Genomic DNA, 14,059 nt, shown 5'->3' on the forward strand with positions numbered 1-14,059 from the left:
CCCGGCCCGCGCCGGATCGGCGACGGCGCGCGCGGTGGCAGCGGCCAAAGGCACGGACACGACGGCCGCGCCCAAGCGCCCGGCCGCACCGGCCAAGGCCGCGCCGTCCGGCGACGACTGGGAGGAATTCTAGGCCGCCGGCCGCAAGATTGCCAAAAAAATAATTCCGTGCGAGGATGGGCTTTTCCCCATCCTCGCCCTCCATGAAACTCGCCCTCCCCCTGCTGCTGGCAGCCCTGGCCGCCAGCAGCGGCGCCAGCGCCGCCTGCACCAGCGCCCTGCCCCTGAAGGGCTCGCTCACCATTGCCACCTGTTCCCCAAGCAAGGATGGCTGCGTGCCGGCCGAACAGGCCTTGCACGCCTATATGGAGGCGATGCCGGATGCAGGCGACGAGGTGCTGCGCATCGGCATGCACGGCAGCCCCTGGCACTTGTACGGCCCGGACTACCGCATCCTCAGCATCGAGCAGCTGGCCGGCATGGTGCGGGCCCAGGGCGGCAAGATCCGGCGCGTGGTGCTGAACGCCTCGTGGAGCGGGGTGGCGCCGGAGCGGCAGCGCAAGCCGCTGGCGCAGCAGCTGTCGCAAGCGCTGAACGGCATGCCGGTCGAGGGCCGGGACGGCTTCCTCTGGTTCGACAGCCAGGGCGGCAGCCACACCACGCGGCAAGCCCTCTCCTTGTTCAGCGGCGGGCCTTACGCCGTGCAGCAGGGCAGCCCGGTCATGGCCGCCCTGGTGGCCGGCTGGCCCGCCATGCTGGAGGCCCACTTCACGCAACAAAAGGATGGCGACGCCCTGCTGCGCGCCGGCGCCGGCCATGAAATCTTCCACCTGTGCCCGGAACGGGCCCTGGCCACTTTTGAGGCGGCAGCGGCGCTGGCGCAGCCGATCGCCGCGTATAATGCGGCCATCCTGCGCCTGGAGCGCAATGCCCGGGGCGACACGCAGGCGGCGCGCGCCTTGCTGCAACAAGCGGCAGCCACGGGCGACCAGCCGTCGGCAAGCTTACTGGCCAGCCTGGGCCGCCAATAACACTCTGGAGGGGAAACTATGAACTTCATGCATCTGGCCTGCTTTGCCACGGGTATCGCCGCCAGCATCGCCAGCTACGCTGCCGAACCGGTGCAGACGCGCGACATACCGCTCGAGAATTTCATGGGCGCCGGCCGCCTGCCGCTGCCAATCGACCTGAAGGTGCCGGTGCCGGTGGAGTACCTGCCGGCCAAGATCAAGAAGATGGGCTACCAGTACTGGATGCGCCCGGCCGACGCGGTCAACGCCAGCGCCACCAACCTGCCCTCCAGGCATGGCTACCTCTACGGCTCGACCGCCACCGATGTCACCTATGAGGCGCGCACCAAATTGTTCTATGGGATCGACGACCCGGGCTCGCTCAACAAGCTGAAAAGCGCCGCCACCAATATCAAGGTGACGCCGTTCAAGGAGGGCAAGCACCCGGCGGTGCTGGTGTCGATGATCAGCAATACCACCGGCCAGCCGGCCTACTTCATGTACATGGCGACCGGCGTCAAGAACCAGGTCTTCTTCCTCTCCTTCCGCGCGCCGGACGGCCGGCCGGATATCGGCGATGCGGTGTGGGCCAAGCTGGCCGCCAACCTCAAATAATTAAGATTGCGCGGAAGTCGTTGACGTTGGTGCGGGTGGGGCCGGTCACCACCAGGTCGCCCAGCGCCGCGAAAAAGCTGTAGCCGTCGTTGTTATCGAGCAGGGCGCGGGCATCGACACCCTGGGCGGCGGCGCGCTGCAGCGTATCCGGCGCCAGCACGGCGCCGGCATTGTCCTCGGTGCCGTCGATGCCGTCCGTATCGCAGGCGATCGCGTGCACGCCCGGCGCGCCTTGCAGGGCCACCGCCAGCGCCAGCAAATATTCCGCATTACGCCCGCCACGCCCGCTGCCGCGCAGCGTGACGCTGGTCTCGCCACCGGACAGGATGACGCAGGGCGGCCGCAACGGGCTGCCATGCTCGATCACGCCCTGCACCAGGGCCGCATGCGCCTGCGCCACCGTGCGCGCCTCCCCTTCCAGCCGGTCGCTCAGCACCAGCGGGCGCAGGCCTTCCGCGCGCGCCGCATCGGCCGCCGCCTGCAAGGCTTGGCGCGCGCTGGCAATCACCGCCACACTATTGCGCTCCAGGCGCGGGTCGCCGGGCTTGGGCGTTTCCAGTTCCGGGTCTTCCAGCACGGCGCGCACCGCGGGCGGGATGGCGATGCCGTATTGCTCAAGAATGCGCAGCGCGTCCTGCGCGGTGGAGGCGTCCGGCAAGGTGGGTCCGCTTGCCACCACGGCCGGGTCGTCGCCCGGCACGTCGGACAGTACCAGCGTGACCACGCGCGCAGCGCCGCAGGCCAGCGCCAGCCGGCCGCCCTTGATGGCCGACAGGTGCTTGCGCACGGTGTTGATGGCGGCGATCGGCGCCCCGCTGCGTAGCAAGGCCTGGTTGATCGAGCGCTTCTGTTCCAGGCTGATGGCGCCGGCCGGCAGCGCCATCAGCGCCGAGCCGCCGCCCGACATCAGGCACAGCACCATATCGTCCGGCCCCAGGCCGCGCACGGCCGCCAGCATGCGCCGCGCCGCCGCCGCGCTGGCCTCGTCCGGCACGGGGTGGCCGGCTTCGATCACCTGCACCTGTTTCGTCGGCGCGCCATGGCCGTAGCGCGTCACCACCACGCCGCTGAGCGGGCCCTGCCAGCGCCGCTCCACGCCCTGCGCCATGCGCGCGGCCGCCTTGCCGGCGCCGATCACAACGGTGCGGCCCTTGGGCGGCGGCGGCAGGTGGGCGCCGATGGTGTCCAGCGGATCGGCCGCGCGCAGGGCGGCGTTGAACAACTCCGCCAGCAGGGCGCGCCCGGTCTTCACAGCACCTCTCCTTGGCGGCCGACGCAGGCCAGCACCAGCGCCCCGCCCGCCGCCAGGCTGGCCGCCAGCAGCAGCATGCCGTTGGCCGTGCTCTGGGTGGCGTCCTTGATGGCGCCCACCAGGTAGGGGCTGACGAAGCCGGCCAGGTTGCCCAGGGAATTGATCATGGCGATGCCGGCCGCCGCCGCCGCGCCGCCCAGCATGGCGGTCGGGATGCTCCAGAACACCGGGAAAGTGCTGAGGATGCCGGCCGTGGCCACGCTCAGCGCCGCCAGCGCCAGCTGCGGGTGGTGCGCGTAGTGGGTGGAGGCCACCAGTCCCGCCGCGCCGATAAAGGCCGGCAGGGCCGCGTGCCAGCGCCGCTCGCCGCTGCGGTCGGAGTGGCGCGCCACCGCGATCATGGCCAGCGCCGCCACGCCATAGGGAATGGCCGTCAGCAGGCCGATGTCGAGCACGTCCTGCACGCCCGCGTTGCGGATCAGCTGCGGCAGCCAGAAGCCCACGCCGTACAAGCCCATGACAAACAGGAAGTACATCAGCGCCAGGATCCATACCCGGCTGCTGCCGAACACATGGCGCAGCGACCATTGCGCGCGCGGCGCGCCGTCGCGCGCCAGTTCATGCTTGAGCAGCGCCTTTTCCTCGTCGTCGAGCCAGCGCGCGTCGTCGATGCCGTCGTCCAGCACCGCCAGCGTCAGCACGCCCAGCGCCACGGCGGGCAAGCCCTCCAGCAGGAACAGCCACTGCCAGCCGGCCAGCCCGGCCTGGCCGGCGAAATGCGACATGATCCAGCCGGACACGGGGCCACCCACCACGCCGGCCACCGCCACCCCGCTCATGAAGATGGCGACGATGCGCGCGCGCCGCTGCGCCGGGTACCAGTAGGTCAGGTACAGGATCACGCCGGGGAAGAAGCCCGCCTCCGCCACGCCCAGCAGGAAGCGCAGCGCATAGAAGCTGGCCGGGCTGCTGGCGAACATCATGCCAGCCGACAACAGGCCCCAGCTGGCCATGATGCGCGCGATCCAGCGCCGCGCGCCGACGCGCAGCAGCAGCAGGTTGGCCGGCACCTCGAACAGGAAATAGCCGATGAAGAAGATGCCGGCGCCCAGGCCGTACACAGTGTCCGACAACTGCAGGTCGGCTTGCATCTGCAGCTTGGCGAAACCGACGTTGACGCGGTCCAGGTAGGCCACCACGTAGCAGACAAAGAGGAAGGGCAGCAAACGCCAGCCGACGCGCGCGTACAGCTTTTCGGTGTTGATCATTCTATTGTTGTATTTCTAATTATCACACCCTAGAATCATTGCACATTTTTTCCCGAGGAGTCCAAGAAGTGAAGAAACGTTTTGTAGCAAGCCTGCTGCTGCCCGTGCTGGCAGCGCCGGTCCTCGCCGCCGATGTGCCGCAACCGCCCATCGCCGCCAAAACCCAGTGGATGGAAACCCGCCACGGCGAACAGGTGACCGACGATTACCGTTGGCTGCACGATAAAAAAGACCAGGCGGTCATCGACTACCTGAACGCCGAAAACGCGTACACCGCCGCCATGACCGAAAGCATCAAGCCTTTCGCGGAAACGCTGTACAAGGAATTCAAGGACCGCACCATGCCGGCCGACCTTTCGGTGCCGGCGCGCCGCGGCAATTACTACTATTACACCCGGGTCGAGGCCGGCAAGCAGTACCCGCTGAACTGCCGCCGCCAGGCTGCCGCCGACGGCAGCTACGACGCCAACGCGGCCGAAGAGATCATGCTGGACCAGAACGCCATGGCCGAAGGCTTGAAGTTCTTCCACGTCGGCATGATGCAGGCCAGCCCGGACGACAAGCTGCTGGCCTACACCACCGACAATAACGGCTTCCGCCAGTACCAGCTGCATGTGAAGGACCTGGCCAGCGGCAAGGTGCTGTCGCTCAGCATGCCGCGCGTGACGTCCCTGACCTGGGCCGCCGACAACAAGACCCTGTTCGTGGTGCAGGAAGACGCCACCACCAAGCGCGCCGACCGCCTGTTCCGCGTGACGCTGGACGGCCAGCAGGAGCAGGTCTACCACGAGGCAGTCGAGCAGTTCAACCTGGACGTGATGGGCAGCCTGGACCGCAAGCACATCTTCCTGGTCGCCAACGCGACCGACACCAGCGAAGTATTCATGCTGCCGTCCGACCAGCCGCAGGGCAAGTTCAAGTCCGTGCTGGGCCGCAGCAAAGGCCACCGCTACTTTGTCAGCCACCGCGAAGGCCTGCTCTACATCCGCACCAACAAGGCGGCCAAGAACTTCCGCCTGGTGAGCGCGCCGCTCGCCAACCCGAAGAAGTGGACCGAGGTGGTGGCGCATGACAAGACCACCCTGCTGCAAGGCGTGACCGCCTTCAAAGGCTTTCTGGCCGTGCAGGAGAAGTCGCAAGCCCTGGGCCGCACCCGCATCTACGACTTCGCCAGCAAAAAATGGCTGACCGTGAAGTTCGACGACGAGGTGTATGTCAGCATGCCGTCCACCAACCTGGAATACGGCCTGACTCAGTACCGCATCAGCTACCAGTCGCCGCTGTCGCCGCCCTCGACCATCGATGTCGACATGAAGACCGGCGCGCGCACGGTGCTGAAGAAGCAGGAAGTGGCGGGCGGTTTCGATTTCAGCCAGTACGAGACCAAGCGCCTGTGGGCCACTGCGCGCGACGGCGTGAAAGTGCCGCTGTGGGTGGCCTATAAGAAGGGCGTGAAGCTGGATGGCTCGGCGCCGCTGCTGCTGTACTCCTACGGTTCCTACGGCATCCCGCAGGAAGCCAACTTCTCCCTGATCCGCCTGAGCATGCTGGAGCGCGGCGTGGTATACGCGGCGGCGCATATCCGCGGCGGCAACGACCTGGGCGAGCAGTGGCATGACGACGGCATGCTGATGAAGAAGAAGAACAGCTTCAACGACTTCATCGACAGCGCCGAATACCTGGTCAAGGAAAAATGGACCAGCCGCGACCGCCTGGCGATCCAGGGCGGCAGCGCCGGCGGCCTGCTGATGGGCGCGGTGGTGAATATGCGTCCCGACCTGTTCAAGGCGGTGCATGCGGCGGTGCCCTTCGTGGACGTGATGAACACCATGCTGGATGCCAGCCTGCCGCTGACCACCGGCGAATACCTGGAATGGGGCAATCCGAACGAGAAGGCGGCCTACGACTACATGCGCAGCTATTCCCCGTATGACAACATCTTGATGAAAGATTATCCGGCCATGCTGGTGACCACCGGCCTGAACGACAGCCAGGTCATGTATTGGGAACCTGCCAAGTACGTGGCCAAGCTGCGCCGCCACAAGACCGACAGCAACCCGCTGCTGCTGAAGACCAATATGGGCGCCGGCCACGGCGGCGCGTCCGGCCGCTATAACGCCTTGCAGGAGAAAGCGTTCGAGTACGCCTGGATCATGTCGCAGATCGGGGTTTCCAAATAATTTTGCAGATTTTTTGGAAAACCCCTTGCGCGGGTTTTTGAATCCATCCTATAATGCGGCCTCTTCTGAACGTTGTGACAAACGTTCGATAGCGAAGGCGGGGGCGTTTAGCTCAGTTGGTAGAGCGGATCCCTTACAAGGATTAGGTCGGGAGTTCGACCCTCTCAACGCCCACCAGATGCTAGAAGAATTGGAGTGGTAGTTCAGTTGGTTAGAATACCGGCCTGTCACGCCGGGGGTCGCGGGTTCGAGCCCCGTCCACTCCGCCAATATTCAGAGAAAAGCCCCGAAGAAATTCGGGGCTTTTTTCATTTCATGCTTGCCAAGAAGAAAATCTGCTTTATAATGCGGCCTCTTCTGATCGTAAGATGAAGAACTGGAGCGGTAGTTCAGTTGGTTAGAATACCGGCCTGTCACGCCGGGGGTCGCGGGTTCGAGCCCCGTCCGCTCCGCCAGTATATAGAGAAAAGCCCCGAATTTTTTCGGGGCTTTTTTCGTTTTGGAACCCGGTAAACCAGGGTCTGACCCAAGGGTCAGACCCTGTCAGGTCACATGCCTGGGGTTCGGTTGTATGCCTGGGGTCTGACCCTTGGGTCAGACCCCGCCTTACCGGGTTTAGGCAGCGATAGCCGCCGGCTCGTCATCCGCGCTGGAGCGGATCAGGTAATCAAAGGAACCCAGCGCCGCCTTGGCGCCCTCGCCGACCGCGATCACGATCTGCTTATACGGCACGGTGGTCACATCGCCCGCCGCGAAGACACCGGTCATCGACGTCTGGCCCTTGTTATCCACCTCGATCTCGCCGTGCTTGGACAGGTCGATCGACCCCTTCAGCCACTCGGTATTCGGCACCAGCCCGATCTGCACGAACACACCCTCCAGGTCCACGCGGTGCGACTGGCCGGTTTCACGGTCGGTATAGCTCAGGCCATTGACCTTCTTGCCATCGCCATGGATCTCGGACGTCTGCGCCGACTTGATCACCTTCACATTGCGCAGGGTGGCCAGCTTACGCTGCAGCACCGCGTCCGCGCGCAGTTCCGCGCCGAACTCGATCAGGGTCACATGCTCCACGATGCCGGCCAGGTCGATCGCCGCTTCCACGCCCGAGTTGCCGCCGCCGATCACCGCCACGCGCTTGCCCTTGAACAGCGGGCCATCGCAGTGCGGGCAGTACGCCACGCCATGGTTGCGGTACTCCTTCTCGCCCGGCACATTAATCTCGCGCCAGCGTGCGCCGGTGGAAATAATCACCGACTTCGCCTTCAGCACCGCGCCGCTCTCGGTATGCACTTCCTTGATCTTGCCCGGCACGATCTTCGACGCGCGCTGGGTGTTCATGATGTCCACGTCGTATTCCTTGACGTGCTGCTCCAGCGCCACCGCGAACTTCTGGCCGTCGGTCTCCTTCACCGAAATGAAGTTCTCGATCGACAGCGTATCCAGCACCTGGCCGCCGAAACGGTCGGCGATCACGCCGGTGCGGATGCCTTTGCGCGCGGTGTAGATGGCCGCCGCAGCGCCGGCAGGGCCGCCGCCGACGATCAGCACGTCGAACACGTCTTTCTTGCTCAATTCAGCCGCAGCGCGCGCCGAGGCGCCGGTATCCAGTTTGGCGAGGATTTCCTCGACATTGGTGCGGCCCTGGCCGAAATGCTGGCCGTTCAGGTACATCATCGGCACCGCCATTACCTGGCGCTCCTCGACTTCTTTCGGGAACACGCCGCCGTCCACCGCCACCACCTTGATGCGCGGGTTAATCACGGACATGGCGTTCAGCGCCTGCACCACTTCCGGGCAGTTATGGCAGCTCAGCGAGATGAAGGTCTCGAAGACGTAATCGCCGTCCAGGTTGCGGATTTGCTCGATGACTTTTTCATCCAGCTTGATCGGATGGCCGCCCACTTGCAGCAGCGCCAGCACCAGCGAAGTGAATTCATGGCCGAGGGGGATGCCGGCAAAGCTGACGCCGATATCGGTGCCTTTGCGGGTGATGTCGAAGGAAGGCTTGCGGGCGCGCTCATCGCTGCCTGCCACCACGGTGATCTTGCCGTGGCCAGCGGAGACGACGTCTTGCAGCAGGGCCGACATTTCCTGCGATTTGGCGGAGGCGTCGGTATGCGCCACGATCTCGATCGGGTGCGTTACACGCTCCAGGTAAGAGGAGAGTTGGGCTTTCAGGTCTGCGTCCAGCATGGCTATTCCTTTCTGATTAGTCGCTTGCGGAGGGTACCGCTTCAACGCCTCAAGGCGGCCCCGTAGGGCCGCCGGTTGCCTTCAGCAGGGCTGAATGCGGACTAGCTTAGATCTTGCCGACCAGGTCCAGCGATGGCTTCAGGGTTGCTGCGCCTTCGGTCCACTTGGCTGGGCACACTTCGCCTGGGTGGGAAGCCACGTACTGGGCTGCCTTCACTTTGCGCAGCAGTTCAGCAGCGTCGCGGCCGATACCGTTGTCGTGCACTTCCATCACTTTGATGAAGCCTTCCGGATTGATGACGAAGGTGCCGCGCAGTGCCAGGCCTTCTTCTTCGATCATCACTTCGAAGTTACGCGACAGGGTGCCGGTTGGGTCGCCGATCAGGGCGTACTGCACTTTCTTGATCGCGTCGGAGGTGTCGTGCCATGCCTTGTGCGCGAAGTGGGTGTCGGTCGAGATGCCGTACACGTCCACGCCCAGCTTGGCGAATTCTGCGTGGTGGTCGGCCAGGTCTTCCAGTTCGGTTGGGCAGACGAAGGTGAAGTCGGCTGGGTAGAACACGAATACGGACCACTTGCCTTTCAGGGATTCTTCGGTCAGGTCAACGAACTTGCCGTTGTGGTATGCGGTGGCCTTGAATGGTTTTACTTGGGTGTTAATCAGGGACATTGTGGTTTCCTCGTGGGTTTGTGAATCAATGAGACGCCAGTTTAAGGCCTTCCCTCAGATTTGGAAATTTGATTGTTCAAATAGACTCAATAGGTTTTGTCTATCAGAACCGCATGACGCGACCATTATTATCCCCTTTTGGCGCGCCAGCGGTTGTCTCCTCGACAGACTTGCCATAAAGTAATCAACATGAACGAAACTGAACTGATTATCCAGCGCAGCGCGGCGCTGTGGCAGGACCGCGCGCGCAAGTACCAAGTGCTGCTTGATGGGAAATTTGTGGCTGATATCGGGCACGGCCAGGAAGTGCGCATTGCGCTCCAGCCGGGCCGGCATAGCGTGCAAATGAAAATCGACTGGTGCACCTCTCCCGCGCTGCAGTTCGATTGCGCCGCCGGCCAGGCTGCGGCCTTCATGTGCGGTCCGAATGCCAAGCCTTTCACGGCCCTGCTCTATATCACGCTCTGGAAAGGCCAATATCTCTGGCTGCGTCCCGCTCAACCGGGCGCACGCAGCATAGCAGCGGCTTGAGCCGCGAGGCCATCGACCTCGGCAGGGTCGTAATCGGTGTGCATTTTCTTGCGCACGCCGTGCTCGTTGAGCAGTAAATGGTGGTCGGGGGTGACGCCCTGCCGGGCCAGGCATTCGCGGGCGCAGGCCAGCGGGCAGCCGTCGATGGCGAGGATGGTGCGGCCCGATTGGGCCAGCTTGACCAGCGGGGCGACGCCGCCGCCGACGCCGGCGATGCAGGACATTTCGGCGCTGCCGTCGCGGTCCAGCTTGAGCGCAACGGCATTGGCCAGTTGCGCGGCACTGCTGCAGCCGGAGCAGGAATACACCAGCGGCAGCGTCTTGTCAGCCATGGCGGGCGCCGGGCGGCAGCGGGAATTTAGGCAGCAGGCGGCGCCAGTCGAAGGCGCTGGCGTCCAGCGCGTCCAGGGTGTTCTTGAACAGCAGGCCCAGTTCCGTGTCGCCTTCCAGGATCAGGCGGCGGCAGAAGAACAGCGTATCCGGGTCCTCTTCGCGGCGCGCCATCAGCACCAGGTCGTGCGCGCAGGCGCCGATGGTGAGGTCGGGCGCGTCGCCATGGCGCGCCATCTCGAAGGCATTGCCCTGCCAGCTGAAATCAATCGCCAGGCCCGCGTCCTCCACCCGTAAACGCAGGCGGCGCGCGAACAAGGCTTGCTTCACGTCCTGCGGCAATTGCGGCGCCAGCAGGCGGTTCAGGCCATGCACGAACAGCCAGGCCGGCGGTTGCGGCGGCAGGCGGCCGAGCAGGCGGCCGATGGCGGGCGGGATGCGCAATGCGGCGGCGTTCATATCGCTTCCTCCAGCGCAGCGCTGCGCTCCATGCCGGGCTGGCCGCTCCAGAATCCATCGCAGCTGCCGCCGGGCGCCATCGGCTCCAGCACATGCGCCGCATGGGCCGGCTGCCATTCGCCGCGCCGCACCTTGTCGAAGGCGGCCACCACTTCCAGCGTGTCGCGCGCCTGCGGCGAAATGCGCAGCACGTTGATGCCCATGTCCGCCATGTCCGGCATGGCCAGCACCAGGTTGCAGCACAGCGCGGATTGGGTCTGGATGCCGTTCAGCACCAGGAAGGCTTTCTGTTCGCGGGTATCCATCACCAGGCCGTCGGGATAGTCGATGCAGCTGAACTGGCAATCGTCCTTCGGCAGGTTGCGGTTGCGCGCGGTCATGCAGCGCGCGGAGAAGGCCAGCGGCATGCGGCCCCAGGCAAAGACTTCGCTCTCCATGCCGGCCGGCTGCGTAGCGAGCAGGGTGGCGATGGCGCTGCGGTCCATTTCCAGCGGCGCCACCCAGCGCCGCGCACCCTGGCGCGCCAGCACGGCCAGGGTCGGCTCGCTGTAGATGTTCAGGTGCGGGCCGGCGATGAAGCCGGCGCCTTCCAGGTTGCGCACCGCGCCGAAGTCGTTGGCCTCCACCAGGAACTCGCGCGCCTCGCACAGCTTGCGCATGGTGGTCAGCTCCGCGCCGGACTCGATCAGGGCCTGCGTCGACAGCACCACTTCCTTGCCGGCGTCGCGCAGCATGGCGGCGATATCGAACCAGTCCGGCAGGCGCAGTTCATGGCGGCGCGAGCAGACCACTTCGCCCAGGTAGACGATATCGACCGGGCTTTCCGCAACCTGCTGGTAAAACTCGAACATGGTCAGGCGCGGCCAGTAGTACAGCACCGGCCCGAGGGCTAATTTCAACATACTCATTTCCATTTGCGGTGATAGGCGCCCAGGGTGTGCTGCTGGCCTTCCGCCACGCGGTCCAGCGCGGCGCTCCAGCTTGGGTGGATGGCGAAACGGCGCTTGCCGTCGCCGCAGGCGTCGATCGCGGCGCGCCAGGCTTGCGTCACCTGCGCCACATAGGCCGGGCTGCGCTGGCGGCCTTCGATCTTGATCGCTTTCACGCCCATCTGCACCAGCTGCGGCAGCAGTTCCATGGTGTTCAGGCTGGCCGGTTCTTCAATCGCGTAATAGGTTTCGCCTTCCACTTCAAAGCGGCCCTTGCACAGCGTCGGATAGCTGGCGTTTTCGTTCGGCTGGTAGCGGTCGATCAGCACGCCGTTCAGGCGCGACTCCAGGCCTTTCGGCGTTTCCTGCCAGCGCACGGCCTTGGCCGGCGAGCACACGCCCGCCGTGTTCGGCGACTCGCCGGTGGCATAGGACGACAGCGCACAGCGGCCCTCCACCATGACGCACAGGCTGCCGAAGCCGAAGACTTCGATCTCGGTCTTCACATGGCGCAGCAGGTGTTCGACCTGCTGCATGGACAGCACGCGCGGCAGCACGGCGCGCGAAATGCCGAACTGCTCGTGGTAGAAGTTGATCGCTTCGTAATTGGTGGCCGAGCCTTGCACGGACAGGTGCAGGCGCAGGCCGGGATGGGTGTTGCGGGCGTACTCCATCAGGCCGGGATCGGCCAGGATGATGGCGTCGATGCCGGCATCGGCGGCGCGGTCGACCGCGCCGCGCCACAGCTTCCAGTTGGCGGCCTGTGGGTAGGTGTTCAGCGCCAGCAGCACCTTGCGGCCGCGCGCGTGGGCGTAGCGGATGCCTTCTGCGATCGCGGCCTCGTCGAAATTGAGGCCGGCGAAATTGCGCGCATTGGTGGCGTCGCGGAAGCCGAGGTAGACGCTGTCGGCGCCGTTATCGACGGCGGCTTTCAGGGCCGGCAGGCTGCCGGCAGGGCAAACGAGTTCGATCATGCCTTGGCTCCCTGCAGGCGGCGCACGCCTTGTACAAAGCGCGTCAGCGTGTCGGACTGGCTGCCCGGCGGGAGCATCACTTCCACCAGCTGGAAGCGGCCGCGCCGCTGCATGGCGCTTTCAAGCGCCGCCACCAGTTCGCCGCGCGTGCTGACGCGGTAGCCGTCGCCGCCCAGGGCCGGCGCCATATCGGCAAAGTGCCAGTCGCTCAAATCGCAGAAGCCCGATTGCGGCTGGAAGGCGCGCAGCATCTCCCAGCTGCAGTTGTTAAAGATGATCACGATCGGGTCCAGGCCGTAGCGCTGGCAGTTGCCCAGCTCCCAGCCGGTCATCTGGAAGGCGCCGTCGCCCACCAGCACCAGCGGACGTTCGCCGCCGGCTGCCTGCAAACCGAAGGCGGCCGGCACGCCGTAGCCCATGGTGGCGTAGTAGCCGGGCGCCAGCAGGTCGGTGTTCTCGATATCCAGCGCGGTGAACAGGCAGTCGCCGATGTCGGAAGCAATCGGCATGCGGCCGTGCTTACGCATCAGGTCATTCACGGCGCGCGCCACATCGGTCGGCACCAGGGCCGCCTCGTCGGCCGGCAGGTCGCACGGGTAGACGGTGCGCTCGCCCGGCTGGACCGGGCCGGTGCGCAGCAGCTTGGCGTTGGCCAGCAGGCCGTCCACCAGCGCTTCCAGCGGAATATCGTGATAGGTGTGGTAGCCGAGCGTGACGTCGCCATCCAGCGCCAGCATGCACTTGCGCAGGTCGATGCGTTCGCGCTGCACGCCGAAATTGGTGTCGGACAGGATCACGCCCAGCATCAGCAGGGCGTCCGAGCCTTCCACCGCATCGGTCACTTCCTCCGCGCCGGCCACGCCCAGGTAGGTACCCAGCAGCGGCGCCTCCGGCTCGCTGGCCAGCAGGCCGCGGCCCATGAAGCAGGTCACCACCGGCACCTGCAGTTTGGCGGCCAGCTGCGCCACTTTGCTCTCCAGGCCGAAGCGGCGGATTTCGATATCCACCATCAGCACCGGGCGCGCAGCGCGCTCCAGGCGGCCCAGCACTTCATCCACGCAGGCGGCCAGCGCGTCGGGATCGTGGCCTGGCGCCGGTAGCGCCACCACCGGCGCGCAAGGCGCATGCACCATATCGCGCGGCAGTTCAATATAGACCGGGCGCGAATGCGTGATCGCGCTGCGCAGTACGCGCGCGATATCGGCCGGCGCGCGCTGCGGGTCGTCCAGCACGCACTGGTCGCAGGTGATTTCGCGGAAGATCGCCATTTGCGAATCCAGGTGCTTGACTTGGTGGTGCAACAGGAAGCCGTTGCGCCGCTCGTTGGTGCCTGGTGCGCCCGAGATGACTACCATCGGCACCTTCTCCGCATAAGCGCCCGCGGCGGCGTTGACCATATTCAGCGCCCCCGCACCGTAGGTCACCGCCGCCACGCCTATGCGCCCGTGATAGCGTGCCGCCCCATCGGCCGCGAAGCCCACGCCCGGCTCATGGCTCAGCGTGTAGAGGGGCAGAACGCCAGATTTCTCGATTTGCTCGAAGAAGGCCAGCACAAAGTCTCCGGGGATACCAAAGACTTCACGCGCCCCATGGTCATGGAGCGCGTGCAAAAGTGAGTTTGCGAGATTCATAGCGCGCATCATGC

At 65.3% G+C, this 14,059-nt stretch carries 13 protein-coding genes and 3 tRNA genes; 7 read left to right on the forward strand and 9 right to left on the reverse strand.

Annotated elements, in window-relative coordinates:
- Window positions 1–203 precede the first annotated feature (203 nt).
- Both GTP41_RS02515 and GTP41_RS02520 read left to right on the forward strand, forming a co-directional pair.
- Window positions 204–1,031, forward strand: coding sequence for a DUF8616 domain-containing protein (locus GTP41_RS02515; RefSeq protein ID WP_161023996.1), 828 nt, complete (start codon window positions 204–206; stop codon window positions 1,029–1,031).
- An 18-nt stretch (window positions 1,032–1,049) separates the two neighbouring features.
- Window positions 1,050–1,625, forward strand: a complete 576-nt coding sequence (locus GTP41_RS02520) for a hypothetical protein (protein WP_161023997.1) — start codon at window positions 1,050–1,052, stop codon at window positions 1,623–1,625.
- Here GTP41_RS02520 and GTP41_RS02525 read toward each other — a convergent pair.
- Together GTP41_RS02525 and GTP41_RS02530 are read right to left on the reverse strand one after the other, a co-directional pair.
- The gene (locus GTP41_RS02525) at window positions 1,618–2,877 is read right to left on the reverse strand and encodes a glycerate kinase type-2 family protein (protein ID WP_371867255.1); all 1,260 of its coding nucleotides are present in this window, start codon (window positions 2,875–2,877) and stop codon (window positions 1,618–1,620) included. The two genes, GTP41_RS02520 and GTP41_RS02525, sit on opposite strands and share 8 nt — an antisense overlap.
- Window positions 2,874–4,145, reverse strand: a complete 1,272-nt coding sequence (locus GTP41_RS02530; protein ID WP_161023998.1) for an MFS transporter — start codon at window positions 4,143–4,145, stop codon at window positions 2,874–2,876. The genes GTP41_RS02525 and GTP41_RS02530 overlap by 4 nt, the downstream gene beginning before the upstream one ends.
- Before the next feature lie 68 nt (window positions 4,146–4,213).
- Here GTP41_RS02530 and GTP41_RS02535 point away from each other — a divergent pair, with 68 nt between their 5' ends.
- The 4 genes from GTP41_RS02535 (at window position 4,214) to GTP41_RS02550 (ending at window position 6,780) form a co-directional block, all read left to right on the forward strand.
- Window positions 4,214–6,325, forward strand: a complete 2,112-nt coding sequence (locus tag GTP41_RS02535) for a S9 family peptidase (protein WP_371867256.1) — start codon at window positions 4,214–4,216, stop codon at window positions 6,323–6,325.
- Between the two features lie 101 nt (window positions 6,326–6,426).
- Window positions 6,427–6,502: transfer RNA gene (locus tag GTP41_RS02540), tRNA-Val, on the forward strand.
- 15 nt (window positions 6,503–6,517) lie between these two features.
- Window positions 6,518–6,594, forward strand: a tRNA-Asp gene (locus tag GTP41_RS02545).
- 109 nt (window positions 6,595–6,703) lie between these two features.
- Window positions 6,704–6,780: transfer RNA gene (locus tag GTP41_RS02550), tRNA-Asp, on the forward strand.
- 160 nt (window positions 6,781–6,940) lie between these two features.
- Here the strand turns inward: GTP41_RS02550 and ahpF are convergent.
- Window positions 6,941–8,521 carry an alkyl hydroperoxide reductase subunit F gene (ahpF, locus tag GTP41_RS02555; RefSeq protein WP_161023999.1) on the reverse strand — a complete coding sequence of 527 codons (1,581 nt, stop codon included), beginning with the start codon at window positions 8,519–8,521 and terminating at the stop codon, window positions 6,941–6,943.
- Window positions 8,522–8,627: 106 nt separating this feature from the next.
- Window positions 8,628–9,191 carry an alkyl hydroperoxide reductase subunit C gene (gene ahpC / locus GTP41_RS02560; protein WP_161024000.1) on the reverse strand — a complete coding sequence of 188 codons (564 nt, stop codon included), beginning with the start codon at window positions 9,189–9,191 and terminating at the stop codon, window positions 8,628–8,630.
- Window positions 9,192–9,380: 189 nt separating this feature from the next.
- Between ahpC and GTP41_RS02565 the strand changes: the two genes are divergently transcribed.
- Window positions 9,381–9,722, forward strand: coding sequence for a hypothetical protein (locus GTP41_RS02565; protein ID WP_161024001.1), 342 nt, complete (start codon window positions 9,381–9,383; stop codon window positions 9,720–9,722).
- Here the strand turns inward: GTP41_RS02565 and GTP41_RS02570 are convergent.
- From GTP41_RS02570 to ipdC, 5 genes are read right to left on the reverse strand one after another with little or no spacing between them, the layout of a single operon-like run.
- Window positions 9,689–10,054 carry a putative zinc-binding protein gene (locus GTP41_RS02570; RefSeq protein WP_161024002.1) on the reverse strand — a complete coding sequence of 122 codons (366 nt, stop codon included), beginning with the start codon at window positions 10,052–10,054 and terminating at the stop codon, window positions 9,689–9,691. The genes GTP41_RS02565 and GTP41_RS02570 overlap by 34 nt on opposite strands.
- Window positions 10,047–10,511, reverse strand: coding sequence for a ubiquinone anaerobic biosynthesis accessory factor UbiT (gene ubiT, locus GTP41_RS02575; protein ID WP_161024003.1), 465 nt, complete (start codon window positions 10,509–10,511; stop codon window positions 10,047–10,049). The genes GTP41_RS02570 and ubiT overlap by 8 nt, the downstream gene beginning before the upstream one ends.
- Complete coding sequence (locus GTP41_RS02580) at window positions 10,508–11,413, reverse strand: U32 family peptidase (RefSeq protein WP_161024004.1); 906 nt, start codon at window positions 11,411–11,413, stop codon at window positions 10,508–10,510. Before GTP41_RS02580 ends, ubiT begins: the two co-directional genes overlap by 4 nt.
- A 2-nt stretch (window positions 11,414–11,415) precedes the next feature.
- A complete protein-coding gene (gene ubiU, locus GTP41_RS02585; RefSeq protein ID WP_161024005.1) occupies window positions 11,416–12,414 on the reverse strand; it encodes a ubiquinone anaerobic biosynthesis protein UbiU in 999 nt (332 codons plus the stop codon).
- Window positions 12,411–14,057 carry an indolepyruvate/phenylpyruvate decarboxylase gene (ipdC, locus tag GTP41_RS02590; protein WP_308700826.1) on the reverse strand — a complete coding sequence of 549 codons (1,647 nt, stop codon included), beginning with the start codon at window positions 14,055–14,057 and terminating at the stop codon, window positions 12,411–12,413. The genes ubiU and ipdC overlap by 4 nt, the downstream gene beginning before the upstream one ends.
- Window positions 14,058–14,059: the final 2 nt, after the last annotated feature.

Origin of the sequence: Pseudoduganella guangdongensis, from assembly GCF_009857475.1 — a bacterium.
GTDB lineage: Bacteria > Pseudomonadota > Gammaproteobacteria > Burkholderiales > Burkholderiaceae_D > Rugamonas > Rugamonas guangdongensis.